24 protein-coding genes and 1 pseudogene are annotated in these 25,489 nt (G+C 38.8%); 16 read left to right on the forward strand and 9 right to left on the reverse strand.

The window, feature by feature from the left end; translation table 11 throughout:
* Positions 1–228: pseudogene (locus tag M5121_RS07175) on the forward strand (IS701 family transposase); the annotation flags it as partial.
* 37 nt (positions 229–265) lie between these two features.
* Positions 266–1,099, forward strand: coding sequence for a restriction endonuclease (locus M5121_RS07180; protein WP_249570761.1), 834 nt, complete (start codon positions 266–268; stop codon positions 1,097–1,099).
* A gap of 66 nt (positions 1,100–1,165) precedes the next feature.
* Here M5121_RS07180 and metG read toward each other — a convergent pair whose 3' ends face one another.
* A complete protein-coding gene (gene metG / locus M5121_RS07185; protein WP_249570762.1) occupies positions 1,166–3,223 on the reverse strand; it encodes a methionine--tRNA ligase in 2,058 nt (685 codons plus the stop codon).
* A gap of 101 nt (positions 3,224–3,324) precedes the next feature.
* Positions 3,325–3,822, reverse strand: coding sequence for a hypothetical protein (locus tag M5121_RS07190; protein WP_249570763.1), 498 nt, complete (start codon positions 3,820–3,822; stop codon positions 3,325–3,327).
* A 107-nt stretch (positions 3,823–3,929) separates the two neighbouring features.
* Between M5121_RS07190 and M5121_RS07195 the strand changes: the two genes are divergently transcribed.
* The 3 genes from M5121_RS07195 to apbC all read left to right on the forward strand — a co-directional run bounded on the left by M5121_RS07195 (position 3,930) and on the right by apbC (position 6,583).
* A complete protein-coding gene (locus M5121_RS07195) occupies positions 3,930–4,490 on the forward strand; it encodes a GNAT family N-acetyltransferase (protein WP_249570764.1) in 561 nt (186 codons plus the stop codon).
* A 166-nt stretch (positions 4,491–4,656) separates the two neighbouring features.
* The gene (locus M5121_RS07200; protein ID WP_178882715.1) at positions 4,657–5,193 is read left to right on the forward strand and encodes a hypothetical protein; all 537 of its coding nucleotides are present in this window, start codon (positions 4,657–4,659) and stop codon (positions 5,191–5,193) included.
* Between the two features lie 160 nt (positions 5,194–5,353).
* Positions 5,354–6,583 (forward strand): iron-sulfur cluster carrier protein ApbC, encoded by a 1,230-nt coding sequence (gene apbC / locus M5121_RS07205; RefSeq protein ID WP_005218055.1) that lies wholly within the window; start codon positions 5,354–5,356, stop codon positions 6,581–6,583.
* An 18-nt stretch (positions 6,584–6,601) separates the two neighbouring features.
* Here apbC and M5121_RS07210 read toward each other — a convergent pair whose 3' ends face one another.
* Positions 6,602–7,174: a DUF2062 domain-containing protein gene (locus M5121_RS07210; RefSeq protein WP_087536738.1), complete on the reverse strand. Its 573-nt coding sequence runs from the start codon at positions 7,172–7,174 to the stop codon at positions 6,602–6,604.
* Positions 7,175–7,486: 312 nt separating this feature from the next.
* Here M5121_RS07210 and M5121_RS07215 point away from each other — a divergent pair, with 312 nt between their 5' ends.
* The 8 genes from M5121_RS07215 to M5121_RS07250 all read left to right on the forward strand — a co-directional run bounded on the left by M5121_RS07215 (position 7,487) and on the right by M5121_RS07250 (position 17,056).
* Positions 7,487–8,080, forward strand: coding sequence for a LysE family translocator (locus M5121_RS07215; RefSeq protein WP_249570765.1), 594 nt, complete (start codon positions 7,487–7,489; stop codon positions 8,078–8,080).
* A 114-nt stretch (positions 8,081–8,194) separates the two neighbouring features.
* The gene (dcd, locus tag M5121_RS07220; RefSeq protein ID WP_249570766.1) at positions 8,195–8,764 is read left to right on the forward strand and encodes a dCTP deaminase; all 570 of its coding nucleotides are present in this window, start codon (positions 8,195–8,197) and stop codon (positions 8,762–8,764) included.
* A gap of 326 nt (positions 8,765–9,090) precedes the next feature.
* Positions 9,091–11,070: a hypothetical protein gene (locus M5121_RS07225; protein WP_249570767.1), complete on the forward strand. Its 1,980-nt coding sequence runs from the start codon at positions 9,091–9,093 to the stop codon at positions 11,068–11,070.
* A 10-nt stretch (positions 11,071–11,080) separates the two neighbouring features.
* Positions 11,081–11,764 (forward strand): hypothetical protein, encoded by a 684-nt coding sequence (locus M5121_RS07230; RefSeq protein ID WP_249570768.1) that lies wholly within the window; start codon positions 11,081–11,083, stop codon positions 11,762–11,764.
* A gap of 23 nt (positions 11,765–11,787) precedes the next feature.
* Positions 11,788–14,121, forward strand: a complete 2,334-nt coding sequence (locus M5121_RS07235) for a DUF6160 family protein (RefSeq protein WP_249570769.1) — start codon at positions 11,788–11,790, stop codon at positions 14,119–14,121.
* A 20-nt stretch (positions 14,122–14,141) separates the two neighbouring features.
* The gene (locus M5121_RS07240; RefSeq protein WP_249570770.1) at positions 14,142–15,239 is read left to right on the forward strand and encodes a hypothetical protein; all 1,098 of its coding nucleotides are present in this window, start codon (positions 14,142–14,144) and stop codon (positions 15,237–15,239) included.
* Positions 15,240–15,325: 86 nt separating this feature from the next.
* Entirely contained in the window at positions 15,326–16,366 is a 1,041-nt protein-coding gene (locus M5121_RS07245) for a DUF6160 family protein (RefSeq protein ID WP_249570771.1), read from the forward strand.
* A 99-nt stretch (positions 16,367–16,465) separates the two neighbouring features.
* Complete coding sequence (locus M5121_RS07250) at positions 16,466–17,056, forward strand: Uma2 family endonuclease (RefSeq protein WP_249570772.1); 591 nt, start codon at positions 16,466–16,468, stop codon at positions 17,054–17,056.
* A gap of 14 nt (positions 17,057–17,070) precedes the next feature.
* Here M5121_RS07250 and M5121_RS07255 read toward each other — a convergent pair whose 3' ends face one another.
* Together M5121_RS07255 and M5121_RS07260 are read right to left on the reverse strand one after the other, a co-directional pair.
* A complete protein-coding gene (locus tag M5121_RS07255) occupies positions 17,071–17,997 on the reverse strand; it encodes a tRNA dihydrouridine synthase (protein ID WP_249570773.1) in 927 nt (308 codons plus the stop codon).
* A gap of 80 nt (positions 17,998–18,077) precedes the next feature.
* The gene (locus tag M5121_RS07260; protein WP_249570774.1) at positions 18,078–18,887 is read right to left on the reverse strand and encodes a cytochrome C assembly family protein; all 810 of its coding nucleotides are present in this window, start codon (positions 18,885–18,887) and stop codon (positions 18,078–18,080) included.
* Positions 18,888–19,034: 147 nt separating this feature from the next.
* Here M5121_RS07260 and ffh point away from each other — a divergent pair, with 147 nt between their 5' ends.
* Entirely contained in the window at positions 19,035–20,441 is a 1,407-nt protein-coding gene (gene ffh / locus M5121_RS07265) for a signal recognition particle protein (protein WP_087544760.1), read from the forward strand.
* A gap of 129 nt (positions 20,442–20,570) precedes the next feature.
* On the opposite strand, the gene M5121_RS07270 is transcribed toward ffh, so the two are convergent.
* Both M5121_RS07270 and M5121_RS07275 read right to left on the reverse strand, forming a co-directional pair.
* A complete protein-coding gene (locus M5121_RS07270; RefSeq protein ID WP_005158532.1) occupies positions 20,571–21,314 on the reverse strand; it encodes a pantothenate kinase in 744 nt (247 codons plus the stop codon).
* 14 nt (positions 21,315–21,328) lie between these two features.
* Positions 21,329–22,081 (reverse strand): biotin--[acetyl-CoA-carboxylase] ligase, encoded by a 753-nt coding sequence (locus M5121_RS07275; protein ID WP_249570775.1) that lies wholly within the window; start codon positions 22,079–22,081, stop codon positions 21,329–21,331.
* 29 nt (positions 22,082–22,110) lie between these two features.
* Between M5121_RS07275 and M5121_RS07280 the strand changes: the two genes are divergently transcribed.
* A complete protein-coding gene (locus M5121_RS07280) occupies positions 22,111–22,911 on the forward strand; it encodes a sulfite exporter TauE/SafE family protein (RefSeq protein ID WP_249570776.1) in 801 nt (266 codons plus the stop codon).
* Here M5121_RS07280 and M5121_RS07285 read toward each other — a convergent pair.
* Entirely contained in the window at positions 22,908–23,450 is a 543-nt protein-coding gene (locus M5121_RS07285; protein ID WP_249570777.1) for a GTP-binding protein, read from the reverse strand. The two genes, M5121_RS07280 and M5121_RS07285, sit on opposite strands and share 4 nt — an antisense overlap.
* Positions 23,451–23,464: 14 nt before the next feature.
* Complete coding sequence (locus M5121_RS07290) at positions 23,465–24,430, reverse strand: hypothetical protein (RefSeq protein ID WP_178882730.1); 966 nt, start codon at positions 24,428–24,430, stop codon at positions 23,465–23,467.
* Between the two features lie 347 nt (positions 24,431–24,777).
* On the opposite strand from M5121_RS07290, the gene M5121_RS07295 reads away from it, so the two are divergent.
* Positions 24,778–25,473, forward strand: coding sequence for a GntR family transcriptional regulator (locus M5121_RS07295; RefSeq protein WP_004663651.1), 696 nt, complete (start codon positions 24,778–24,780; stop codon positions 25,471–25,473).
* Positions 25,474–25,489 lie beyond the last annotated feature (16 nt).

Consider the following 25,489-nt stretch of genomic DNA (forward strand, 5'->3'; position numbering starts at 1 on the left):
CAGGTTTGTCATATTGAAAAGTTTCAAGTAAGACGATCTAAACTGATTTTGAATCATATTTTTTCAGCCTTGATGGCCTACGTTGAGATACAAAAGAACCAGTTTGAGCGGATCTTTGAAAATATATATCGTTGGCAGAAGAAATTATTTAGACCAATGATCAAAAACTTCATTGATGACTTTATTCTCGATAAAAATCATCTGCTACCACAGAGAATCTATAAATAATAGTGCGTAAGTCCTATTTGATATGAATAATGACGTTATGGAAAAAGATTGGTTCAATTTTCAGGAAAAAATTGCAGAACATTTTAGAAGTTTAGGTGTGCAAGCTGAAACAAACAAAACAATCAGAGGCGTAAGGACAGAACATGATTTAGATGTTTATGTAACTTCAAAATATTTAGGGACTAATATTAAGTGGGTGATAGAAGCTAAATATTGGCAGACAAAAATTCCAAAAGAAAAAGTATTAGCTTTAAGAACAATTGTTGATGATATTGGGGCAGATAAAGGATTTATTATTTCACAAGTTGGATTTCAGTCTGGAGCAATTGAGGCATGTCAAAATACAAATATTCAACTATATACGTTTGAGGAGTTTGTCACTCTTAGTAAGAATTATATTCAGAACGAAATTCTTGATACTTATGTTCGTAGAGCAAGATTGCTGCATATCAGGTATTTCTCACATAAAAAAAGAATCCGAAAAGATTATGGTTTAAGAGGTGAACTTGGTGAAGTTGCATGCTTTTCAGGTGCTTGGTTGTTAACAACAGTATTCGATGTATTGGAGGAAGCTAGAACTCAAAAATATCCAATTGATTTACAAACTCATATGGTAGAAAAAGTTGGAAATGATTTAGCTGAGGATTTTATTGAATTAGTTCAATGGTTAAATCTAAACCTTAATTGGTTAGATGAGAAAATTTTAAAGGCGGAATATCAAATGATGCAAGATGGCGTATTTGAACCTAATTTAATTGATCCTGATCTTAATCAAAAAACTTGGAATGAAATTACTCAATCGATGAAAGGTGTAGAAGATAAAAGTTTTCAACAAATCATTCAAGATTTTCTAAAATTACGTTCAAAATAAGCTATCTATTTAAAATTAAAAAAGCCCCTACAACGTAGAGGCTCTTTCTTGTCTCAGAATTAAATCCTAAGAAACTTTATCACCAGCTTTAGCACCTGATTCAGGTGAAATCACCCAAACACCTTCGCCATTACCCGCTGCAAGTACCATACCGTTAGAAATACCAAAACGCATTTTACGAGGAGCAAGGTTAGCCACCATTACTACCAATTTACCTTTTAAATCTTCTGGTTGATAAAACTCACGAATACCACTAAACACATTACGTGGCTCAGCTTCACCAACATTTAAAGTGAGTTGAAGTAATTTATCAGAACCCTCGACAGTTGAAGCTTCTAAAACTTCAGCTACACGTAGGTCAACTTTCATAAAGTCTTCAATACCAATAATTTCAGCTTCACCCACTTTAGGCTCAGGCTTCTTCTCAGCTTTCTTTTCTTTTTTCTTTTCCACTTTTGGTGCTTCTGCCGCAGCAGCTAAAGAGTCTTTAGATGCATCAACCATTGCAGCAACTGCTTTAGGATCAACACGCTGCATCAGTGGTTGGAATTGAGCAATTTCGTGTGCAACGAGGATTTGCTGACGTGATGCAAAGTCAAAGCTTTCAAGTTGTAAGAAAGATTGAACTTGAGCTGCAAGTGTTGGAAGCACTGGAGCTAAGTAAATCGCAAGCTGACGGAATAAGTTGATACCAACTGAGCAAACATCATGAACTTGTTGTTCTTGACCTTCTTGCTTCGCAAGCGCCCACGGTTTTTTCTCATCAATATATTGATTCGCTTTGTCCGCAAGAGCCATGATTTCACGAACAGCCGCAGAGAATTCACGTGCTTCATAGGCTTGAGCAATTGAATCGCCCGCATCAATAAAGCTTTGAACCAAGTCAGGCTCAGCACAAGTTTTAGAAAGTGTATTATTGAAATTGCTGTTAATGAATTTTGCACAACGGCTGGCAATATTAACCACTTTACCGACAAGGTCAGAATTCACTTTTTGTACGAAGTCATCTAAATTCAAATCTGAATCTTCAACTTTATCTGAAAGCTTAGAAGCAAAGTAATAACGTAAATATTCAGGATTCAAGTGCTGTAAATAAGTTTCAGCTTTGATGAATGTGCCGCGAGATTTTGACATCTTCTGACCGTTCACCGTTAAGAAACCATTTACAAATAAACCAGATGGCGTGCGGTAGTTCGCACCTTCAAGCATTGCAGGCCAGAACAGTGCATGGAAGTAAACAATGTCTTTACCAATGAAGTGATAAACTTCTTTGTCGCTGTCTTTTTTCCAGAAATCATCAAAGCTTAGATCAGGACGTTTAGCTTTGATGTAGTTTTCAAAACTCGACATATAACCAATCGGAGCGTCTACCCAAACATAGAAATATTTGTTTGGTGCATCTGGAATTTCAAAACCGAAATAAGGCGCATCACGCGAAATATCCCAATCTGATAAACCTGATTCAAACCATTCATCTAGCTTGTTGGCAATAGACAATGGTAAACGACCTTGATCACGTGTCCATTTCTGTAGGTATTCTGAGAAATTCGGTAGTTTAAAGAAATAGTGATCTGATGATTTCTCAACTGGCGTTGCACCACTCAATGTTGAGCGTGGGTTTAATAACTCAGTCGCGTTATAGGTTGTACCGCAGACTTCACATGAGTCGCCGTATTGATCTTCAGCTTTACATTTCGGGCACGTGCCTTTAATGAAACGATCAGACAAGAACATGCCTTTTTCAGGATCAAACAATTGTGTGACAGGGCGAACAGCGATATTGCCTGCTTCACGGTTTTTAATATAAATCTCAGATGCACGTGCTTTGTTTGCATCGCTATGAGTTGAATCATAATGATCGAAATGCACACCAAAACCATCAAAATCACGAATGTGTTCTTTCTGAACATTGGCAATTTGCGCTTCAGGGCTAATGCCATTGGCTTCGGCACGTAACATAATCGCTGTACCATGAGCATCATCCGCACATACGTAAGTCACGTCATGACCCATTGCACGCATCGCACGAACCCAAATATCTGCTTGGATATAACCGAGTAAGTGACCCATATGGATAGGACCATTGGCATAAGGAAGGGCATTGGTGACTAAAATTTTACGCACGGATATTGTTCTCTCATTCGTATTTACAAGGCAAATGATTTTACATGACTTAAGAGCGACTTGCACAAGGGAATCGGTGAAATCTTTTTAATCCTATAGGATCACATACTCTGCATTTGTTTAACCGTTACGCTTTGCTTAGAGTTCTTTCTTAAAGAGATGATTTTTCCTTTTGATAAGAAATGAATGTGATAGCTTTTTAAACTATTGGTTTTGGGATCAACTGTAATTTCGGCAAAGAGTGGCGTTTGCCAAAGTTCATCACTTCCTAAAGTACCTAACCAAGCCTGAGCTTTAATTACAGCGGTAAATTCATCTTTAACTTGTAGATCGCTGATACTTAATTCACTGCACCAATGAACAGTCTTTGGAAATTCAACTTTTGAAAATTTCCAACAAATTGAAAGTGCCAAACTTGTTGCGATTCCAGCATAATCGTTGCTTTCATTATGAATGACAGGAAGTAATTGCTCAGCTAAATCACACTCAAAAGAATCAATCATGTTTTGGACTCTTTTTCTACTTGAGAGGATATAGTTCAAGCGCTTTTCTTGAGCTTGCAGTTCATTTTGAATTTCTAAAAGTTCATTTTCATTCATATATAAAGCTTTATAAGTCAGGTTAATTTCACGATAGCGCAAAAGTATATCTGATCTAATTCCCTATATTGTGAATAGTTTTTTATACAAATTTAATGGTTCTAAAAATGATCGAAACATCAAGACTGATTTTACGCCAATGGCGAGACACCGATTATTTACCTTTTGCAGAGATGAGTGCTAATCCAGAGGTTATGCGGTATTTTCCAAAAGTTTTAACTCGTGCTGAAAGCGATGCATATATAGATAAATTAAAGGCAATTATTGAAAAACAGGGTTGGGGTTTTTGGGCAGTAGAATTAAAACAGACTCAACAATTGATAGGCTTGGTAGGATTACATGATCAACCCACACAGTTTTCATTTTCGCCCTGTGTTGAAATTGGCTGGCGCTTAGATCAACCATTTTGGGGCAAAGGTTATGCAAAAGAAGCAGCAAATGCAGCCTTAGATTTTGCTTTTGATCAGTTGAAACTAGAAAAAGTTGTATCTTTTACCACCCTAGATAATAAAAAATCTCAAAAGGTGATGGAGAAGATAAAAATGAGAAAGATCACTGAATTTCAACATCCTGTTTTAGATATCTATCATCCATTAAGCTGGCACGTACTGTATGAAATATCTAAACAGGAGTTTAAAGGGCAAAACTGCTGTTATTCTTTTATATGATTTTTATATCTAAAAATTCAAAAGGTTACCGAACAGAAATGATTTGAATCTTCCTGTATCCCATTTGTTTCAATTTGCAGCAATTCCTCCAAATATCCGCAGAATCTTGTATAACTATAATTGAAAGCAACAGTAATTTATTACGATATAACAAGAGGAACAAGACATGAGTAATGACAAAATTGATCAGTTAAAAGAGTTCGCATCAAAAGACTTGGAGCAAACTAAAACAGATTTACAGCAAGTCAAAGATAAAGTCAGCGAACTTGGAAATGACATCAAGCAAAAAGGTCAGGAAACTGTCGAAGACGTTAAAAACTTTGCAGCTAAAGATCTTGATCAAACGAAAGCTGATCTGCAACAAGCAAAAGATAAAGCGAATGAGTTGAAGCAAAAGGGTGAGCAAACTTTAGATGATTTAAAAACAAATGCAACGGATCAGTATGGTGAGGGTAAAGCTGCTTTATCTGCTAAAGCAGATGAGCTGAAAGAAAAATTGGCAGATACTCAGCATGCAGCCAAAGAGAAATTAGATCATTTAAAACAAGAAGCAAGCCATAAGTTAGAAGATGCCAAAGCAAAAGCTGCTGAACTAAAAGATGAAGCTACTGCTAAGCTTGAAGATCTAAAAGCTCAAGCGAGCCATAAACTGGATGATTTAAAGAAAGCTGCAACAGATACATTAAATAAATTCAAAGGTTAATCTTTTGATGACTATTTAACATCATGCTTATACTCAGAGAAGAAAACACGTTCATAAAAAATGAGCAATTATCTTCTCTGATGTGAGCGTCCAATCTTCAATACTGCTAAACTAGCCAAACTCAGTGATATATTGATCATCTGTTTTTGGAGTAAACAAAATGTCGTGGCTTTCTTCCTTAAAATCTGTTTTTTCACCAGCACAAGAAGTGAAGGAAGATGAAATTCAAACTGTTTTACAAAATTATGTGCTGCCACATTCTGAAAATGCATTAAAAGATCGTATCAGCCAAGTGAATGTACAGGGTCGGATTTTACAACTCACGATTAATACTTTTCCTCAAGAAAAAGATCACTTACAACAGATTCACGACGAACTCGCTGAAGCTCTGGATAAATGTGGTATCCAAGAGTTAAATTTACATATTATCCAACAAAAACATGCAGCGCATGGTGAAGCAGGTCATAGCTGCTCATCGAAGCCAAAAGCAGAAAATAGCAATTTACCACCTGTAATGGATGCTTCTCCTAAAGCGGAAGTCGATCCCAATAATCCACCGATTCAAAAAGCTGCACCACAACAACGCGATGTGGCTGCACATCCACGTATTCAAAATGTAATATTGGTATCGTCAGGAAAAGGTGGGGTCGGTAAATCAACCACCACAGTGAATTTGGCGCTTGCATTGCAACAACTCGGTCTAAAAGTTGGGGTGTTGGATGCAGATATCTATGGTCCAAGTATTCCAACCATGTTAGGGAATGCGGGACGTACTCCACAAATTGAAAATGAAAATTTTGTGCCCTTAGATGCGTATGGCATGGCTGTGCTTTCAATCGGACATTTGATTGGTGCACACAATACACCTGTGGCTTGGCGTGGTCCTAAAGCGACTGGTGCATTGATGCAACTTTTTAACCAGACACTTTGGCCAGATTTAGATGTGTTAGTGATTGATATGCCACCTGGTACAGGTGATATCCAACTGACTTTGGCACAACGTATTCCAGTAACAGGTGCTGTGATTGTCACGACGCCGCAAAATGTTGCACTTATGGATGCGGTAAAAGGAATCGAACTCTTTAACAGAGTAAATATTCCTGTACTCGGTGTTATTGAAAATATGTCGACACATATTTGTTCTAACTGTGGGCATGAAGAGCAGATTTTTGGTATCGGGGGTGGGGATCAGTTATCTGAGCAATATGATATTCCTTTATTAGGACGTTTACCTTTAGACGCAAAAATTCGTGAACATGCAGATAATGGTAAACCAAGTGTGATTGCTCAGGATGCAGCCGCAGAGAGCTACCTCAATATCGCACAAGCTGTATTAAAACAAATGGATAAATTGCCAAAACGTCAGCGTGATGAAAATCGTATTTTCTAAATTTGAAAAGCCTCTCATTTAGAGGCTTTTTTTAATGTCATTATTTGATTGCAGTACTTGTTTTCTTTTTTTCCAAGCATTCACTACGCTCCAACGCCAAAGTAAATGTGTAATTAAATAAAAACTAATCGCAAATAAAATTGCTTCAATGACAAGTCCTGATACGAGAATCTTCGCAAGACTGAAATCAATATGACCATGACCAAAATTTTTAAGCCAATTGATAATTTGGTGTAAAACCCCTAATAGCATATCGCTATTGATCATGTTCACATGATAAATTTTAGTTCCAAACCAAAAACCTAAATACAGAATTGGAACGACAGTGAGCGGATTGGTTAACCAAGCCATACATAGGCCAATAGGCAAGTTCACTTCAAACCATAACACAGTCAAAATAATGAATAGGCTATGAAAAGGGACAGGTAATATTCCCCAGAATGTTCCAATAAACATGGCTTTCGCGATAGAACGACGGTTCACATACCAAAGTAGAGGGTTTAAGGTACGTTCACCAAAAATTCTCATAAATTTTAGACTAGCAACTTTCTCTGATGAAGGCAGCCACTTATTAAAAAATTTCTTAGGCATAAACGAGGAAGCACATTGAAAGGAAAAAGTGAACGAATGTATATAAAATAACATTATTTACTTATTGAAAACTTAAAATAGCACCAAAGTTTATCTTGTTAAAAAATAAGAATACTTAGAATACGTTATATGTGTTGTATTTTAGCGTATGTTTTTACTCATGTGACTCTTGAGTAGAGTGTACTTGTAATTAATAAAATATAGATAAAACATTTATTTAAATAGGATCTCGTCATAAGTGCTTACAGTTAAAATTTTGCTATCAACTGGCAACTATATTAATCTAAATTTATCTTGTAGTGAGGTCATTCAATGATTTCATGGTTTTTTATTGGTTTAGTGATAACTATTTTGCTCACTCCTGGTCCAACTAATACTTTACTTGCTTCCTCTGGTATTCAGGTGGGATTGCGTAAATCTCTATTGCTGATTCCTGCAGAAGCAATTGGTTATATTCTTGCGATCAGTGCGTGGGGAATGTTGATTGGTAAAGTCTCAGCGACATTACCTTTATTACCAACATTTTTAAAACTATTAAGTGCAGGCTATATTATTTTTCTGGCTGTAAAATTATGGCGTACAGCAAATCAAGAAGTGATCTTAAATCAACCTACAATAAGACCAAGAGAATTATTGTTTGCAACACTATTAAATCCTAAAGCTTTATTATTTGCTTCAGCAATTTTCCCAACAACGGCATGGCAAGCGCAAGAAATCTATGTTGCGCATATGAGTAGCTTTGTTGCACTCATTCTTCCAATCGCACTATTTTGGATTTCGGTTGGCGCTGTGTTGGCAACCAATAAAGTAAAATGGTTGTCTCAAGCTAAATTACAGCGCACAGCATCAGTTGTACTGATCAGCTTTGCCATTCCTATTAGCTATTCAGCTCTAATCAATCTCTAATTCTAATTTTCTGCTGCCTTGAACAATCTAGGTAGCAGGGTTCTGTTGTTTTCATTAATGTCGTTTTACGTTAAAGTACTCGCCAATCATTAACTTAGATTTTGGATAAAAGTCATGGCAATAAAATCTGATCGTTGGATTCGTGAAATGAGCGAAAAACACGGCATGATTGAACCTTATGCAGAGAATCAAGTCCGTTTCGATGAAAACGGAGAAAAGTTGATTTCTTATGGGGTGTCTAGCTATGGCTATGACGTCCGTTGCGCACGTGAATTTAAAGTTTTTACCAATGTTCACTCTGCAATTGTTGATCCGAAAAATTTTGATGATAGAAGTTTTATCAATATCGAATCAGATGTTTGTATTATTCCACCGAACTCATTTGCACTTGCACGTACCATTGAATATTTCCGTATCCCACGAAATGTCCTAACAGTATGTTTAGGTAAATCGACTTATGCCCGTTGCGGTATTATCGTGAATGTCACGCCGTTAGAGCCTGAGTGGGAAGGTCATGTGACTCTTGAGTTTTCCAATACTACAAACCTACCTGCGCGTATTTATGCGGGCGAAGGTGTTGCACAAATGCTGTTCTTTGAAAGTGATGAAGTGTGTGAAACCTCTTATAAAGACCGTGGCGGAAAATATCAGGGGCAAACGGGTGTGACCTTGCCGAAAACATGATTTGTAAATTACATTTTGCAACAATCATAAAGTTTTTTGGTTGTTGCAATACAAACCTTATATTTAAAGAATAAAAATATAATATTCAGACATATATTTAAAAGAAATTATTTAAGAACAATAATTCATTCATCGGAAAATAAAACGCTTACCTAATATATTTTGCATTTGTGTAAATATTCGGCATAATAAAAGATGAATTTAAGTGGGCGAAATTTGCCTAAACTTTGAGCGATGCTTGGAAGCGCATCTTTTTAGATAAATCGCTCAAAAGGATTTAAAAAAAATAACGCTGATGCGGAGCATCGTGTAACAGGAAGGTCAAGATGACTACACTTCATACGGTATCATTTCAAAAAACTGTTTTGGCGAGTTTGATTGGTTTATGTTTAAGCCAGTCGATTTTTGCGCTTGAAAATCTTGAACCTCTAGATGATTCCGCACTTGCTGACACAACGGGTGAAGGCATTGCGATGCTACCTGAAGATTTTAGAATGGTGTTTCAGGGCGCAAATGATAATACGACAGAACAACTGACCGATTATACCAATCGTGGTAAAGACACGGGTTATATCCGTTTTATTCCTGTCGGACCTTTAACTGCAGAGGCGACGGCAAAAGGGGCGCAAAAAGCCGATCTTTTCCTGTATGGTCTAGCTATTTCGCGCGCCGATTCTGATATAAATAACCGTTATAATAGCTCGACAACAGGTCAAATCACCTCATGGGGGAGTGCTGACAATCCTTGGCTCTTAAAAGTACAAACAGTGACAGTTCCTAATTTTGCGGGAGCAAGCAGCGCACTGTCTTATCTCAGTTATGAAGCACCGGCTTATGATATTGCAGGCTTTTCTGATGCAACTAAAGATGACTATCATTTAAAGCTCGGTTTATGGGCGGATGCATTTATGCGGGATCCGAAGGTCGCTGCACCAGATAATAATCCATCAGGCTGGAGTAATGGGTTGTCTAATCGCTTGCGTTTACAGGCAATTTGGGATGATTTTAGTATCAATGGTAGCTCAATTAACCTGTTTCAAACTTTGGGTGGGGCGACCAATACGGGTGGTTTAAGCACGTCATACAACAATACGTTGGGGTTGGCGGGGATGTTAAGATTTAATGGTGGAGATACAAGGGCCGCAAGTGGCTTTAAGGCGACTATTACTGATGGGACGGTTAGCCGCACTACAGCTAACCAGGCGATTTATTTATATAGCCCAACAGCTGCATCACGCGCTCCTGCTGCTTGGGCTGATAATACATGCCAAGATGTAATGCAGTGTTATCAACTTCGGACAATACGAAACACTGATACCTATACAGGGGTGCAGTTCACACTTCCCACTAGTATGTCGGTATTGAGGTTTAGTACACGGGGTGCTGTTGGGGAGGATGCTTCAACACCAGCAATCGGTGGTGGTGTTGCTCCTACATTTGCCGCCAATGAAGGCATGTTTATGTATGGAGCCAACATGAACTTGGTTCTTGGTCAGCTTTATCAGCCTTTAACACTTGGGGTTGCGCCAGATGGTAGAAATTTGAGTATGGAACTGGCGCGTGTTCCTAATCAACAAGCAATTTATAGTAAACTTTACACACGCTACGCTGCTGACTCAGCTTATGCGGGTAGACCAAATGCTGTGCCAGATTCTGGAATTACCTATACTGGATCAACCTGTAATGCGTATCAATGCAGTGCGACAGCTACGCATAGCAGTATTAGCATAGGTTCAACAGTATATTCAGGCACTGCAACTAATTTATTAACTGCTTATACTGAGGCTGATGCCATCGGCGTGTCGTTTGGAGCACTGAACAGCACAGCAACTACAAACATCACGCAAAATTATTACCAGTTGCAATATAAATATCGTCAGAAAAATAATGGTACAACTCCTCGTTGGACTTATCTTGGGGCTGATGGAACCTACACGAATGGTACAACCTCAACTACAGGGACTAGTTGGAATGAATTTACAAATGCGGATTGGATAAATGCGCCAGCGGTGGATTATTCAACATTTTCGATTAATCCACAAACGTCGCATACTGCCTATAAAGTTGAGGGGCGAACAGATGCTTCGGATTTTTGTACAGGGCCAGTGGCTCCCTCTGCAACTTGTGCTGGAGCAGCTTGGGGACCTTTAGCGGGTGCCATGGTGAGTGGGACAACATGGAGTAGTAATGGTGCTCCAGCAACACCAGTATCTACACGAGAGTTTTTAGCACCGGGTAATTTGGGTTCTGCAGTCATAGATGGATTCTTCATTCAACACATGAAACTCACTACCAAAGGGTTGTAAGGAGCAAATGATGAAAAATATAGGATTATTTGCTTCGCTCTTGCTTATGGTGATTCAGGGTGCGCATGCGGAACTTAGACCGTTGCAAAATCAAGAGTTACAAGCGGTTGAAGCGCAAAGTGCTGCAACCATTAACTGGTCACTCAGTTTGAACCATAGCAGTCCTGGTGTTTTTGCGAATGCGACAGGAGAATACTGTAATGGAACAGACGTAAAGTTTTGTCGTCTTGCAATGTCGCTTAACAATCGCACCACTTTAGATAGAAAACAATGGTTGGTGCTCAAAGGGATACAAGGAACCATTGCTTTGAATAATGTCGATATTGATGGTGTTGATTTGCTGTACAGCTCAGATAGCAATATGACGGGTGATCCAGACAAAATTAAGGCTGCATTACAATTGAGTATTAAGGAGACTTCTCCGATTCTTATCCGTAATTTTGGATTTAATGCCATGTCGATTGAAACCGATACCGTGGCGAATGAAGGTTCAGGAAATGTGTCAGGCTATTTAGCGATGGGAAGTGGTGGTACGGGTGTGACAGCCTATGCAAATGGTGTTTATACCGATACCACAAATAAATTTGACCAAGGTCGCGAAACGGGTTTCACAGGGATGATGATGAATGGCAATTTGGCGTTACAAGGCACATTAAAGGTGTTTAGTTGTGATGCCTCAATGAAACGTTGCTAATTCATTTTTTCATGGAGGAAAGTATGTCGTCAGATAACAAAAAAAATGGACACCGCCCGATGATGCGTATGACTGTGCTGGCAATGAGTTTATGTGCGGTGCACAGTTCGGTTTATGCCATGCAGGCCATGAATGAGCAGGAATTACGTGCAATCAATGCTCAAGATGGAATTATGCTAGACACTTCGTATGATCGTATTGATATTGATCGCTTATATTGGGAAGATAAAGCTGGTTTAGCAAATGGCACAGACACCCCCTTACGTGCCTATGCCGATGGTATTGCCATTACAGGGAGTAACTTGGGCACGACTTACAAAGTGAATGCAGGATCGGATGCTGCTACAGGTAAAGCGGGCGTAGACCTCAGTATTGTGTCACGTTATGGTACCATTAGTGCAAAAGAATTTAAAATTTGTGATGGTGCAGGAAATAACTGCGGTCAAAGCCCAGGTAGTTTGACGGTTCAATCTCAGGAAAATGCGACATTGCATTTTATTACCAAAGATGGTTTGTTTAGTCCGACGAGTTTATCGAGTGCTGAAATTTCCTTAAAACGCGTCAATATTTTCCTAAGTCAAATGGAAAATCTGAGCGCACCGACTACGACAGCAATCAACCAATTAATTTTAAAGGACTTTAACTTTAACTTTAGCGGTCAAGGTTATATGTATGTTGATGCGGCAAAAGGATTGATTTTAGAGACAGGTGCGAATGGCTATGTTGACTTAAATCGCGTTTGTATTCTTGATGCGGTGTCGTGTGCAGCTTCTGGTTTAGTGTTGACTTCTGCAAACTCAAAACCAGGACTTAATATTGATTTTGTTATTAAAGCAAATTCAGGGAATACTTATGATGCTTCTACAGGAACGAAAGGGCTTATTCGTGTTGGTGCTTCTGGGCATTTAACGAATGCCAGCTTAACTTTTCGTGGAACCGATGGTCGAAGTGGTTCAGGTAACGCTATTTTAGGCAAGGCATTTGCTGCGGGAAATACCACGACTACAGCCGATACAGGTTCTGCAAATATCATGGGAAGCACAGGTCTGGCAATGCGAATGCAAGCCGACTTTACCAACACAGGTACGAATCCAACCACTCTGGAACTTGCACATGGTGGCAACAATGCCTATGGCCTGCAATTTAGTAACTTTACCCCACTGATCACCACCTATGATAGCAGCAATCGGGAAAATACTGGGGCGGGTCATTTCGATTCTGGAAGTGTCTATCTCAACCTTGCGAATACCAAACGTATGGCATTGCCAGTCAATACAACTTTGGCTCCTACCACCGCCCCCCCTACAGGTAGACTTGCTACCCCTGATGATTATAAATTGTTGGTGAGTCAGCCTGCGACAGGAACGGCACCAAACCCAAATGCTCTGATCATCGCTGTCCGTGATGCAGAGTTTCAGGCAATCTCACGGAAGACAAGCTTTATCGCAAGTCCAGATATCGCTCAGCCAAGTAATCTGGGTGGTACATGGGGCTTGGGCTTACCTATTTACGGTCTCGATGCCAATCTTGCAATTTATGGCACTACTTTTAGCGGTACGCCTTATGGGGGAACCACTTTAACGAACCCCTCGCAACGTTTAGGTTTTGGTTTGGGTCTGTCAACCAAAGGGGTAAGTGCAGATGGAAGTAAAACGACTTCAATTTTATTGATTGATGGGAAAAAGTATCATAATTCAGCGTCAACGAATGGTGTGCGAGATGCATATGTGAGTGGTTCTGAAACAGATTATAACCCGATTAACTATTATATCGGTTTACGTAATATTGACATGCTGATGTCAGGTTATGGCAGTATTGGTCTGGAAAATGGTCAACTCAATTTATCTATTCCTGAATTTATGCTTGCTGCTTCTGGACAGTTGGCTGTAGGTTACCTGCCTGGTTCACAATACAAAACTGCTGGTAAGGGTTATGCACCGAGTAATGGCTTTATTAGTAATGCAGACGTGTTGTTTGGGTTACGCCTGCGTATGGGTGGAAGTGTCGATATGACCATGGTGCCTGGTGGTAATACTGCGGCAACCAATTTTATTAGCTTCGATGGTAATTTAAATTTAACCAGTGGTGCTGTGCAGATTGTAGAACCTATCGATGGTTCAATTGTTGGATTTGATAATATTACAGGTAAGTTGGGTTTTAGCAATCAAATTAAAATCAACAATGGAAATGTGGATTTTAATACAGCATTGACGATTAATCCGAATAAACAGGCTGCAGATGTGTTTCGTATTAAGGATTTGAATTTTTACCCAACGGGTGGTGCGGCCCAGCGGTTAGGTGAAATGGCACTGACAGGTGGAATGTTGAACAGCAAGTTTAACATCACACCACATTAAGTCGGCACGGGAGTAAAGAAATGAAAGGATTAAATTATTTGGCTCTCATTGTGTTGGTAACAATGGGAAACTCTACCTTTGCAATGCAAGAAGGATTAACGGCATTAACAGATACGGAGTTATCTGCTGAAACGGGACAAGCCCTCTTTAATATGTCTTATATTGCACCAGGTGGGTCGAATCCAAGTGCTGATGTGGGTTTTTATAAATTAGGCATGGAAGCGCAACTTGATTTAAACGCGAATATCAAGAAATTTCAATTGGGTTGCGGTGGTTTTAAGGGGCCAGGTTGTGATATTGATATTGATAACCTAAGTTTTACGGGGATTGTTAATCCTAATACTCCCGATGCGGGTCCTGCTTCGGATTTTACTTTAATTAACCCTTTTTATGAACTTGCCATTAAAAACCCAACAAGTGCCGCAACACGTGAGGTGGTGGGTTTTCGTATAGGTGCTGATTCAGTGTGGGGAATGCTGTCGATAGGTGGACCACCGACCAATGGTAGTGATGCCAATAATCCAGATAACCATACTGGGATTAATAGTCTTAGTGGACATCTGCCTACCATCCTTAACAATGGTACCGTTCCTACTACAATTTGTGCTGGTACGCCTACTACACAAACGGGTTGTACAGGATTCGCAAATTTTGAATTAACTTCTACTAACTCCACGATTAATGTTGATGAGCCCAACACGGGTGACAACCGCTTTGATTTAATTTTACAGCGTGCTAGCCGGGTTGCGCTTAATGGAATTCAGGTAAAATCTTTACTGAATTTGACGATTACTTCAAATTTGGATCAGAGTTTAAAATTTATCCATAACATGACTTTGGGTACAGATACAAATAATAATGGGAAATATGATTTAGGTGAAAGTGCACCAAATTTTGGTATTTCTGTACAAGGGCAAGATGTCAGATGGAATACCAATGGGCAGTGGTTAAATGCCCAAAAAGGCTGGTGGATGGAAATGCCAGAGGGTAAAATTGAAAACTTTACCACAAGACGTGTTTATACCACTTTAGGAGCGGTGTTTGGTTTGGATTTAAAAGATTTGAATCAGAACCAAGTTCCAGTTGATAACTGTTATGGCTCTTTAACGTTCTGTTAGTTTATTTTTCTATGGATAGTTACTGCTCATGCTAACTATGTTAAACTACAGCTCATATTTTAAACATTTGTCTATGGATTAGGGCAATGGAAAAAAACAAAAAAATAGGTTGTTTGGCATTATTGTTGTTCAGTCCATTTGCAAGTGCAATGCAGCCATTGGACGATCAAAGTCTTTCTGCTATGACAGGTCAAGACGGTCTGACCGTAAGTGTAAATATTTCCAAGTTTGACTTTAAGCAGGCCGCAATTATTGATAATGACGGCTTTAGCAATCCAGATGCAACTTTACCAGGGAAAGCGGCTTTAGTGATGGCTACTAGTCCAGGTGGGCCTGCTAATATTGGTATTGATTTTGTGCAAACATTTAATGCAAATGGTTCCATTCAAAATAGTTCGTCTGAATTATTTAAAGCCGTCATAGACTCTGATGCAGGCACAGGCACAAATGGTGCATTCGCCAATGTTGCCTTGACTTTGGGAAGTGATGTAAATGGTCTTCGAATCCGTCCATTCTCGGTTTATTTGACACCAGACCAATATGATCCGGGCGATTCTACCAAACATGCTATCTCTACTTTGGTGGGATCAACCTACACACAGCACTCTATTTTTAGTACAGGTACAACCCTTAAATCTTCAAATATTAAAGAATTATTGCGTGTGAGTAATAATATTGATGTTAAGTTTGTGACCACTAATAAACCGCGTATGAATATTCAGCTTGGAGCTTCTCCACAAGGTCATTTAGTCATGTTTAGTGGTGCAGTTGATTCGGTTTGTGCTTCGACTAATTCTCAGCCAAGTGGGTGTTCATTTAATTTAGTTTCGGGATCGACAGGAGCTAAATTTGATTTGCAAATGTCAGGGGAAGATGCCAATGGCTTTTCTTTAAATGGCTTCTATGCAGGTATTGAAGCTGGCGCAGGTAGTATTCCTGGTGCTGTTATATTTGGTAATACAGGTGTTTCAGATAAACTAAATTTGAACTTAAATAATGTTTGGTTAGGAGATGCTGATGCTGCAAATGCCAACGTTTTTAATGGTTTAAATAACGGTTCTTTAGGTAATATTGGTGCAGTCGGTATTTCTGCAACTAATTTGAAAATGCGCGTGAGTGGCATGTAAACGGTTATAACCAGTTTTCCAAAGCGGCTTCGGTCGCTTTTTTTTATGGCTGAAAAATGCTATATGTTATTTCATGGTACGGATTCACAGGAAATGAACATGTCACTTGCGAAAAAATATGACTTGATCAGTGAGCAAGAATATTTAAACGGCGAATTGTTATCTGAAATTCGCCATGAATATATTGATGGTGAAGTCTATGCGATGGTAGGAGCACATAAATATCACAACCTAATTACAGGTGAAATGTTTCGAATATTTGCGAATCATTTATTAGACAAACCATGCCAACCTTATGCTTCAGATATGAAAGTTAAAATTGATAAAAAATACTTTTATCCAGATGTCATGGTGGATTGTAGCAATGAAGAGACGGACTACGTTGTTGAAAAACCAAGTATTATCGTTGAAGTTTTATCAAAATCCACTCGTCAGCGCGATAAAACAGACAAACGTTTAGCCTATTTCCAAATTCCCACCTTAAAAGAATATGTCATGATTGAGCAGGACTTTGTCGAAATTGAATTTTGGTCACGAGATCAAGATAATCTTTGGCAACAGTCGGTTTATTATTTGGGCGATGATATTACCTTTCATTCAATTGATTTAACTGTTTCAGTTGAGGATATTTACCGTCAGGTTAAAAATGAAGATATGCTAGAATGGTGGGAAAAGAAAGCCCAGCAGTAACTTGATCTGCATAATTAGCGAGTTAAATTTTTTAAAATTTCATCTAGTTGTTTCTCTTTCTTTACTTTTGTCCAAAGCTCTTGAGCTTCAGGATAGGCTTTGGTCATCATACCTAACCATTGCTTATAACGTCCGATCATTCCAATTTCAGTTTTGTACTGACCACTTAAAAAACGTTGCTGGAGTTGCACTAACTCTGACCAAGAAAGGATAGCTTGATCACTATTCTCTCGAATACATAAGGTTAAATCTGGTGTTGTAACCGCACCACGTCCAATCATAATATCTTTGCAATCTGATTGCGCTATACAAGCTTTGGCATCTGTATTATTCCAGATTTCACCGTTAGCAATGACATTGATTTTTAGTGCCTCAGTAATTGGCTGAATTTTTTCCCAGTAAGCGGGTGGGGTATAGCCATCTGCTTTAGTACGCGCATGTACGGTAAGCCAATTTGCACCAGCGTCTTCTATCGCATGTGCATTATCTAAAGTGTGGTTTTCATCTAGATAGCCCAGACGCATTTTAGCTGAAACGGGTATATGTGCAGGTACAGCATCACGAACTGCTTTAACTAAGAGGTGTACGGTTTCAGGTTCATCCAATAGAACAGAACCGCCACGATGACGATTGACGGTTTTGGCAGGGCAGCCAAAATTGAGATCAATCGCTGGAGCGCCAAGCTCGACTACTTTCGCGGCATTGGCGGCCAACATCTCTGGATTATTCCCAAGAAATTGAACATGAACTGGTGTACCAGCTGCAGTTTTACCTGAGTTTTTGAGTTCGGGACAAAAACTATAATAAATATGATCTGGAAGAATACTATCGGTAATACGAATAAACTCGGTTACGCACCAATCAAAACTGCCAACATGAGTGAGCACATCACGCATGATCGGATCAGTTAGACCTTCCATTGGAGCGAGCACAAGTTTCACGATTATTATTACCTAATTAAAACAATACAGCGTTATACGCATTTTCAGATAGGCTGTCTAGTTTATTCTGAAGCTAGAAATCAACGTCCCAGAATCATTTCTAAAACAAACTTACTACCGATAAAACCAATTGCAAGTAAGATAAAACCTGTAATGGTAAAGCGAATTGCTTTGCGTCCGCGCCAACCGAATTTGTAATGGCCAATTAAAAGCGCACCATATAAAAACCATGAAATAATACTAAAAGCGGTTTTATGAGCAAGATGTTGAGCAAAGAAGTTATCAATTGTAAAAAAGCCAAAGAGAAGTGCAGCAGTGAGTAAGCCAAAACCTGTGATAATTAAATCAAAGAGTACCGATTCCATCACTTGGAATGGTGGAAGTAAGTTAACCCAAATTCGTCTTTTTTGTTTCTTCTTAAGTTCTCTATCTTGAAACCAAAGCAATACGGAATGAATAGTTGCCATTAGTAAAACAGCATAAGCTGATAAAGAGAGGATGATATGCAGATCTAAACCTAAGCTATGTTGTTCAATGACTTGGTTTGATTGACTAAAAGCATATCCTAAAATTAAACCAATTGCGGCAACAGGAGTGCCGATTAAATTTAATGGCAAGATTGGTCGAATGAAACTTAAAATTAAACTGAGTGCTAACATCAGCCCCGAAGTAAATGACATTAGGTTAAATACATCATAATTTACTCCCATTGGTGTCATCATGTCTTGATAGAGCACCGTACTATGCAGTAGTAGCCCTAGACCAATCATAATCGAATAACACCAAAGATTTGGAGTACGTTTTGACATCAAACGTATAAACAAATACCAAAAAGAACTGGTATAGGCTACAAGTGCCAAAATTGTGTAAACCAAGGGGAGACTGATCATGTCAAACCTTTTTCAGGGGGTTGAATAATATTCACTATATAAGATGTAAATTCGCTTCGAACTACAGTATCCTATAGCATCTTACGCATAAATTTTCTATTTTAAGAAAGATTTTTTTGCAACTAGCCATTTTAAGCGGATTTCGCAATGTTTGATACCTTAACAGAACGACTCACACAGAGTTTAAGAAATGTTACTGGCTCAGGGCAGCTGACCGAAGACAATATTAAAGATACCTTACGTGAAGTACGTATGGCACTTCTTGAAGCCGATGTGGCATTACCTGTAACTCGTGAATTCATCGCGAAGGTTAAGGAAGAAGCTCTCGGTCAAGAAGTCATGACTCAGCTTTCTCCAGGTCAGGCATTTGTAAAAATTGTCTATGATGAACTCACCAAAATGATGGGTGAGGCAAATGAGACTCTAGATTTAAGTGCAAAGCCACCTGTCGTGGTTTTACTTGCAGGTTTGCAAGGTGCGGGTAAAACAACAACTGCCGCAAAATTAGCGCGTTTTCTGAAAGAGCGCCAAAAGAAAAAAGTAATGACTGTTTCTGCTGACGTCTATCGTCCAGCCGCAATCAAGCAGTTAGAAACCGTATCCAGTGAAGTTGGTGTGGGTTTCATTCCATCGCAAGCATCTGAAAAGCCAATTGATATTGTTAATCGTGCGATTGAACAAGCTAAAATCCAGTTTGCGGATGTTTTAATTGTCGATACAGCAGGTCGTCTACATGTCGATGAAGACATGATGGATGAGATTAAAGAATTACACGCTGCAGTTAAGCCAACAGAGACTCTGTTTGTTGTCGATGCGATGACAGGTCAGGATGCTGCTAATACAGCAAAAGCATTTAACGATGCTTTGGCTTTGACTGGTGTTATTCTGACTAAAACTGATGGTGATGCACGTGGTGGTGCTGCGCTTTCTGTTCGTGCGATTACAGGTAAACCGATCAAGTTCTTGGGTATCGGTGAAAAACTAGATGCACTTGAGCCATTCCATCCAGATCGTGTTGCACAACGTATCTTAGGTATGGGTGACGTACTTTCTTTGGTCGAAGAAGTTGAACGCAAAATCGACAAAGAAAAAGCCGAAAAAATGGCGAAGAAATTGCAGAAAGGCGGAACCTTCAACTTTGAAGATATGCTGATGCAATTTGAGCAAATGAGCAAGATGGGTGGTATGATGGGCTTCTTGGATAAGTTGCCTGGCATGAGTAACTCTGGTATTCAAGATGCGATTGCACAAGCAAATCCTGAAAAGCAAGTGAAAAAAATGGAAGCGATTATTCAATCGATGACCATTAAAGAACGCCGTAACCCAGATTTGATGAATCCAAGCCGTAAGAAGCGTATTGCTGCGGGTTGTGGTATGGACGTTGCTGAAGTGAATAAATTAATTAAGCAACAAGCTCAAATGGCGAAAATGATGAAGAAATTTGCGAATCCGTCAGGAATGAGCAAAATGTTGAAGTCATTAGGTAATATGCAAAAACAATTTGGTGGCGGTAACATGGGACCTTTATTTGGTAGTAATGAACCAAAAAAATAACCTAAAGCTCTCTAGAAAAGGCGCAAATTGCGCCTTTTTACTGAATGCCCAACTGATTGAAGCTGTTCATGCAGGGCATTTTCGCACTGAAGATGGATATACGATGTTTCCTCAGTTGTTCCAGATACTTCAAACATTGGTTAATGCTGACTTAAGTTGAACGTAATTTTTTAGTCCTTTAAGTAAGAGATCAGATTCAATCAAAGGTCGATGATGTTGCAGAAATTTGGCAAATATCTCAGCATCTCCGCCTGTTAAAATCAGGTGTTTAGGTGACTGTTGCATAATTTGATCAATAGTACTAATTAGACCTAGCAAGATACCGTGATGCACAGCATCAACGGTGTTGTGTCCTGGTTTCAGATTATCGAATGCAGAATCAGGAATTTTAATACCTTTGGTATTTTGAATCAGTGAATCTCGTTGCAAATATAAATTTGGCAGAATATAACCGCCTAAATGTTGTAACCCTTCTACTAAATCAATGGTCAGCGCTGTACCACAGCCAATCACACAAAAGTTTTGATCAGGTTTTGAAATTGCTAAGACCTGTAACCAACGATCAATCCCGAGTTGACTTGGAACATCATAACCACAACGAAGTCCTGCATAATTAGCATGTACCTGAGCGAAGATAATTGGAATTTCCAAAATATCGAGGATCATTTGAATACGTTGATTATTTTCTGTATCTAAAACAGATGAAATTCCAACCTGACTTAAATTTTGATGTCTAAAATGTTGAATTAAACCTAACAGTAAATCGGCAGGTGACTGTAAGTGTAATTCGGCAGCATGTTCAAGCACTTGATCATTTTCGGTAATCCAATACTTTAAACGGGTATTACCAATATCCAACCATAGACTTTTCATAAAATGATCATTCCTTAAATGGGCGCGAGGCGTAAACGGCCTTGATAGAAGGCTTGAACATGATCGGTTTTAATGAGTACAGCACCATCATTGGAGATGCCTTGAAAACGCCCTTGAAGCTTACCTTGCGCATGTTCAAACTCAACTTGTTGATTGAGCCATATTGCATGATGGTTAAAGCGTTCAGCTAAATTATAACTGCCATGTTCAAACCATTGAGAAGCCTGTTGAATCGCAGTGTACAGTTCAGCAATAAGCATTAAACGATCAATATGAGCTAAACCGAGCATCGTCAGAGAGGTAATTGGCTGATCCGCATTTTCTACAGGGGGTGTGTTCAAGTTAATGCCTACGCCAACAATCGCTTGATGAGGGGAGAGCGGTTCAACCAGAATACCTCCCCATTTTCCTTGAGCACTATATAAATCATTTGGCCATTTAATTTGTAAACTTAGACCTTGTAAGCTTGTCATTTGTAGGATATTTAAAGCAACTTCCAGTGCAAGACGACCATCTAGCGCTGTCTTGCTTTGAATCAGTGTGCTTAAATAAATATTACCTTCAGGAGAAGACCATTGCCGTTGGTGCTGACCTCGACCTTGTGTTTGCAGTGCACTGCAAACTAATCCTGAGCTAATGCCTTTTTGTGCAATTTCACGCATATCATCATTTGTCGATGTTGTCGTCGTTTTGAGCAAGACGATTTCAGGAAATTGATTTTTTGCATTAAGTAATTGCTGAAGCTGGCGAGTTGCTAAATCTTCCATTGTTTTATAAGTAGAGTGGTCATGTGTTTATGGAGTTAATCATATATTTGCTGATTGGCGCAATTGCTGGATTTACTGCAGGTTTGTTTGGTGTTGGCGGTGGATTAATTATTGTACCAATTTTATATATTGTCTTTACTCAAATGCATTATGACCCGAATGTGATCATGCATGTAGCTGTGGGGACATCTCTAGCTACAATTATTGTAACATCAATTAGTTCTGTGACTGCTCACCATAAAAAAGGTGCTGTCTTGTGGAATGTATTTCGTAATTTAGCACCAGGTTTGGTTTTGGGGTCTTTCTTCGGTGCAGGTGTGGCGGATTTACTCTCTGGGCAGCATTTACAGTTAATTATTGGTGTATTTGCAGTGTGGATGTCTTATAAAATGTTTAGCGGAGCGCATGCTGTTATTGATCCAAATCGCCACTTACCATCTGCACCATTACAGTTTATTGCTGGTGGTGGAATTGGAGTGGCATCTGCGATATTTGGGATTGGTGGTGGTAGCCTAACGGTACCTTATTTGAACCGTCATGGTGTGGTGATGCAAAAGGCGGTGGCAACTTCAGCGGCGTGTGGATTGCCGATTGCGATTGCTGGTGCAATCGGATTTATGTGGTTTGGTGCAAAAGAACAAATTAATGTGCCAAATACGATTGGCTATGTTCATATTTATGCTTTTCTTGGTATTAGCGCAATGAGCTTTATTACAGCTAAACTGGGAGCAAAAGTAGCACATCGCTTATCATCTGCGATGTTAAAAAAATCTTTTGCAGGCTTATTAGTTGTTGTTGGCTGCTACTTTATTTATAAAGGTTTAATTTAAGTTATCAGCCCATAATGTACTTCAATATTTGCGATCAGCGTCTCTACCAACAGCAAAACATCATCCTGTTGCCGTGCATCGATGAAAAACAGAGGGTAATTAACGCCTTGTGTTGCAAGCCAATCTCGGTACATCGAAAGCGTTCTTTCTGGTTTTTGATCAATATGAGTAATCGCAATCACAATATTATTGCCAAATGGTTTGAATGCTTCTACATACTGAGCTAGATCGAGTAGTGGATTTTCTGTGGCGTGGTCAATCATGATAATCGTACCAATTGCACCTTTGCAAATTACAGCCCAAATAAACTCAAAACGTTCTTGTCCAGGCGTCCCGTATAACCCGACTTTGACGCCATCATCTAAAGTAATCTCACCATAATCGATACCGACAGTGGTGAGCATTTTTTCATGCGATTCAAGATCAGTATTTAAAGCCTCGGTGCTGAGTACGTCAATTTCCGAGAGGGCCTTTATCGCACTGGATTTACCTGACCCCATAGTTCCACCAAAGACAATTTTATATTGTTGTATAATCATAGAGTTATCCTAGGTTAGAAGCCTAAACGGTTACGTAATCGACCAAACAATTTTTTCATAAAATTTTGTTCAGTCATATTTTGATTATTTTGCGGATGATAGTTGGCTTGATGATCTTTGATAATTTTGCCGTAATTTGCACCTAAACTTGCTGCAACAAATTGTTTGACACGCTGTTCAGGTAATTTTAATTGGCTGGCTACAACTGAAATTTCAGCCCCTTTAGCAAAACAAGCAGCCATACGTAAAATATCTTGGCGCTCAATTTTATTTATTGGTTGTGGCCAAATCTCTAAATAGAAACTTGATGCAGAGGGGGGGCAAAGTTCATTAAAATCTTTTGATGCCCAAAGTAAATTCCATAACCATTGTTTTAAATCTTGTTGTGGAGTCTCTGTGATCCAAAGTTGGTCATTTTGTGTGGCGTAGGTGTAATTTAAGCTTGGATCTGTATGTAATGTTTGTAGCATCGGATTTTGCCAAACCCATTCGTTACGAGGGTCTGCAATTGCAATTAAACCATTGTGATCAAACAACTGAATTTTGCCATTTTTAGGATTGAGGATTTCTTGTAGAACTTCCCCGATTTGTTTCCGATGAATTGTAGTATTCGTTGCTTGAGGTGGGGATACTTTCTCTATCGCAGCATTTTTAGCTAAGCGCTCATTTAGCCATTGATGTAGTGAGTGAAGATGATTCAATGGTAGATATAGAATGTCATCTTCGATTGAACTATTTTTATCAGCATTATTGGCAATTTGTAGAACATTAATATGGTTATTTTGGATTAAGCTTTTGATATTCGGTGAATCAAAAAAGATATGATTGATCATCAAAATATCGAGATGTGGTTCAGCAATATTGCTCCAATTGACTTGGATATGACTAGGAATAGCAGTTTGTACATGTTCTTTTAATTCATTCAATGTTCTGAGACTGAGCCCAAAAATTGCGATATTAACAGCTTGATGAAGACTCATAATGCTACTCATAATTGCTGAGCAATTCAGTAAAATTAATAAAAACGTGCTTATGTTTGTGGAATATATTGTTTTATGTGATTAATATCAATAAATTTTTGGTGAATAAATTAATTTTCAGATATTCGGTTAGCGCAATTTCGTAAGCTTAACTCATTGATCTTAAACATAAGGAATTTAAATTTTTAACCAAATATTTCCTTAAAATATTGTTTTTATCTTTCGATTGACTTAAAAAGCAATAAAATTGTTAGACAATGATATAGAATTTATGCAGTGAGATCAGTTAAAACAAAAAAGCGCAAATAGCATTGGAATATGCGTATAACAACGATAGCGAGGGGATCATGAATCTCGAAGAGGCTGATAGTCTTTCTGAACAGATTGCAAAATATATTAGTGAACAAATTATTAGTGGTGAGCTGGTTGAGGGAGAGCGTATTCAAGAGCTACGTATTGCGAAAGAATTAGATGTGAGTCGAGGTTCTGTTCGTGAAGCTTTGCTACTACTAGAACGTACTTATTTAATTGAAATTTTCCCAAGACGTGGTGCAATTGTTTCTGAAATGTCAGCTCAACAAGTTAAAGCTTTGTTTGATACCAATGTCATGGTACTTGGGCATATTGTGCAACGAATTAGTGAGACTTGGAGAGTTAATGAGGCTGAACAGCTACAGACCTTATTAGATCAACTGGTTGAATTTGTACGTGCTGGGGACATTGAAAAATTCTACGATTCGATTTTTAAATATTTAGCAGATCAGCATGATATGGTGGCCAATCCCTATTTAATGCAATTTTATAAAGAACTGTTGCCTTCATTACGTCGTAGCTACTTTTTAACCTTAAATACTTCACGTCGTGAATTACAGGAATCTTTTACCCTGTTTAAGTTAGTGATTGATGCTATTTTGATCCGAAAATCACAACAAGCTGCTTTATTTATGGAAGATTTTTGTCGACACTTACGTAACCTTGTGTTGGAATCTCTGACTCGTATGAAACAGATTGAATTGGCTTGGGCAAGACGCTCACGCCGCTAATTTTTTAGGTCAAAAC

Source organism: Acinetobacter sp. ANC5681 (genome assembly GCF_023488045.1).
Lineage (GTDB): Bacteria > Pseudomonadota > Gammaproteobacteria > Pseudomonadales > Moraxellaceae > Acinetobacter.